Raw genomic sequence first — 3,158 nt, 5'->3', positions numbered from 1 at the left:
GATGGAAGTTTCACTTTATAATATTTTTTAAAAGAACTAGTTTAATATTTTCTCTTCCCGTCCATACTGTTTGTAGAGGGGGAATGAGAGATGAAAACAAGAGTAATTGCTATTATATATATTTTCTTACTTTTAACTGGAACAGTTGGCAGTTTATATGGACAGTCTATCGCTGCTGCAGATGCTAATGAGCCTGTTGTTATCCCGGATGAAGCGATTCGCTTACGTATTTTAGCAAATAGTGATTCAGATGAGGATCAGGCATTGAAGCGTAAGGTGAGAGATGAAGTAAATAAAGAAATTACAAAATGGGTAGAGAAATTAACATCAATTGAGGCAGCGCGCAAATTAATTAGCGATAGATTACCGGAGATTGAAAGAATTGTAGAAGATGTAATGAAAGAAGAAGAGCTTGTGCAATCATATGATGTAGACTTTGACAATGTAAGCTTTCCGACAAAGCTTTATGGGGATTATATTTATCCGGCAGGTGAGTATGAAGCAATTCTTATTACATTAGGCGAGGGAAATGGTGCTAACTGGTGGTGTGTTCTTTTCCCGCCATTATGTTTCTTAGATTTTTCAACTGGTGCGGCAGTAAAGGCAGAAGGAAATGAAGCAGCAGCTGAAAATGATAGTGAGAAGATGAAAGAGCAAGTAACAAGTATTGTAATTGATGAAGAAGAGAAAAAAGAAGAAGTAGAAGTAAAGTTCTTCTTAGTAGAATGGTTTGAAGGTTTATTCGGTTAGTCATATTCTCTCTCTTCACCTCATAGATTGCTAGTAGAAATGAAAATGAGGTGAAGAAATGTTTTATCAATTAAAAGTAGCTGAAGAGAAAGATTTAAATAAATTAACAGCATTTGCGAATAAAGCTGGTGTGAATTCAGAAGGTTTTCCTGAATTAATTGATCAATTTATATTAATGGAAGATGGAAATCATGAACTCGTTGCTTGCATTGGAATAGAACCTGTTAATGAAGATGGTATATTGCGTTCTCTTGTTGTTTCAGACAAGCTTAAGCAGGCACATATTCTAACGTTATTTCAAAGTGCACAAACATTAAGCAGACAAAAAGGGATGAAGTATTTATATTTAATTACAAATAATAAGGCATCCATTGATTTTTTGATTATGATGGGGTTTGAAGAGATATCAACAGAAGAAGTGCCGGTCCATCTATTAAATACAGAGCATATGAGAAGTTGTTTAGTAGAAAATGATAAGATAGTAATGGTGAAAGAAGCTTAAAGTTCATATATCCACAGAGTTATACACATATGAAATGGGTGTTATCCACAAATTGTGGATAATGCTTGTTTTATATGTGTATATCTTTTATACTTTCTTAACATATAAAGAAAAAATGAGGAGTTTTTATAAAATGGAAACAAAAATATTCACTGTGGATAAAGATGTTCCTTTATTAGAAAGTTATCCACAAATTAAAGAAGCTGCTAAATTAATAATAGACAATGAAGTCATTGCGTTTCCAACTGAGACAGTTTACGGACTCGGTGCAAATGCTCAATCTGACGAGGCTGTTAAGAAAATATATGAAGCAAAAGGGCGTCCGAGCGACAATCCTTTAATTGTTCACATTGCATCATTTGAACAGGTTGATTACATTGTTCAGTCTGTTCCTAATTATGCAAAAGTATTAATGGAGACGTTTTGGCCTGGTCCATTAACGCTAATTTTGCCTAAAAAAGGTCAATTATCAAAATATGTGACAGCTGGCTTAAATACAGTAGCAGTCAGAATGCCGAATCATCCGCTTGCTCTTGCCTTAATTAAAGAGGCAAATGTTCCAGTAGCTGCGCCAAGTGCTAATTTATCTGGTAAACCCAGTCCAACGAAGGCTCAGCATGTTTATAACGATTTAAAAGATAAAATTGCAGGGATTGTAAACGGCGGAGCAACAGGGGTCGGTTTGGAATCGACTGTCCTTGACTGTACGACAGATATTCCAACAATTTTAAGACCTGGAGGGATTACGAGGGAGCAGCTTGAAGATGTGATCGGAAAAGTTAATGTGGATGTGATGTTAGAAACGGATGATCAAGCTCCGAAGTCACCAGGAATGAAGTATACACATTATGCACCAGATGCTCCTTTAACGATTGTGAATGGAGGCAGAGATTTTCTTCAATCATTGGCAGACCGATATAAGAATGAAGGGAAAAGAGTTGGTGTTCTAACGACGAAAGAAAATGCTCAGTTCTACAATGTAGATAAAATAATTGTATGCGGAGAAAGAAGCAAGCTTCAAACGGTTGCAAATGAACTTTATGATGTGCTGAGACAGTTCGATGATGAACAGATAGATGTCATTTTAAGTGAAAGCTTTCCTAATGAAGGGATTGGACAGGCAATTATGAATCGTTTGGTAAAAGCGAGCGGTCATCATGTAGTAAGCGAGTAATGTTCTAACTGAATTCGGATATGCATAAGTTAAATTAGGCATGTCCGAGGGAGGTTAAAAATGAACATTGAATTGCTCGTAGGGGAGATTATTACATTACTTGTAATGGCGTTTGCATTAGGCATGGACGCCTTTTCAGTAGGGCTTGGAATGGGAATGATTAAGCTTAAATTAAAACAAATCTTTTACATAGGTGTGACGATCGGGGTTTTTCATGTATGGATGCCGTTAGTTGGGATGGTTATTGGTAAGTTTTTGAGCCATTCTTTAGGAATAATTGCAACATTAATTGGTGGAGGACTACTGATCTTTTTAGGAATCCAGATGATTTATAGTTCTTTTAAAAAAGAGGAGGAGCCATTAATTACTCCTGTCGGCTTTGGTATGTTTATTTTTGCTATAAGTGTAAGTTTAGACAGTTTTTCTGTCGGTCTCAGCCTGGGGATTTATGGAGCAAGAACACTACTGACTGTTTTATTATTTGGAATTGTCAGTATGATTCTGACATGGACGGGTTTAATAGTAGGGAAAAGATTTCAGAGCTGGGTCGGTAAATACAGTGAGACATTAGGCGGGAGTATTTTATTAGCATTCGGTATTAAATTAATTTTTCCGATCTAAATAATTATCTTATTTGACTGTGAAGAAGAGTAGAGCTGCGTTCAGTTAAAGAACAATCCTTTTCTTATTCCTAGTTGACAATGGGAGAAAATAAAGTGAAACTTCTATCAG

General features: G+C 35.9%; 4 protein-coding genes. All 4 read left to right on the top strand.

Translation table 11 applies throughout. The features are described from left to right. The first annotated feature begins 90 nt into the window (after window positions 1-90). The 4 genes from spoIIR to BFA01S_RS21160 all read left to right on the top strand — a co-directional run bounded on the left by spoIIR (window position 91) and on the right by BFA01S_RS21160 (window position 3,047). Window positions 91-750: a stage II sporulation protein R gene (gene spoIIR, locus BFA01S_RS21175; protein ID WP_066235570.1), complete on the top strand. Its 660-nt coding sequence runs from the start codon at window positions 91-93 to the stop codon at window positions 748-750. 58 nt (window positions 751-808) lie between these two features. Then, window positions 809-1,252 (top strand): hypothetical protein, encoded by a 444-nt coding sequence (locus BFA01S_RS21170; protein ID WP_066235568.1) that lies wholly within the window; start codon window positions 809-811, stop codon window positions 1,250-1,252. A gap of 133 nt (window positions 1,253-1,385) precedes the next feature. Beyond that, a complete protein-coding gene (locus BFA01S_RS21165; protein WP_066235566.1) occupies window positions 1,386-2,426 on the top strand; it encodes an L-threonylcarbamoyladenylate synthase in 1,041 nt (346 codons plus the stop codon). A 60-nt stretch (window positions 2,427-2,486) separates the two neighbouring features. Next, complete coding sequence (locus tag BFA01S_RS21160; RefSeq protein ID WP_066235564.1) at window positions 2,487-3,047, top strand: manganese efflux pump MntP; 561 nt, start codon at window positions 2,487-2,489, stop codon at window positions 3,045-3,047. Window positions 3,048-3,158: the final 111 nt, after the last annotated feature.

The organism is Metabacillus fastidiosus NBRC 101226 (assembly GCF_001591625.1).
Lineage (GTDB): Bacteria > Bacillota > Bacilli > Bacillales > Bacillaceae > Metabacillus > Metabacillus fastidiosus.
The sequence above is the reverse complement of the archived record's forward strand: the minus strand, read 5'-3'. Positions and strand labels throughout refer to the sequence as shown.

Excerpts from the sequence above, each read along its gene's own strand:
- BFA01S_RS21160 (WP_066235564.1), top strand. The coding sequence starts at position 2,487 with ATGAACATTGAATTGCTCGTAGGGGAGATTATTACATTACTTGTAATG.
- BFA01S_RS21170 (WP_066235568.1), top strand. The coding sequence starts at position 809 with ATGTTTTATCAATTAAAAGTAGCTGAAGAGAAAGATTTAAATAAATTA.
- BFA01S_RS21165 (WP_066235566.1), top strand. The coding sequence starts at position 1,386 with ATGGAAACAAAAATATTCACTGTGGATAAAGATGTTCCTTTATTAGAA.
- spoIIR (WP_066235570.1), top strand. The coding sequence starts at position 91 with ATGAAAACAAGAGTAATTGCTATTATATATATTTTCTTACTTTTAACT.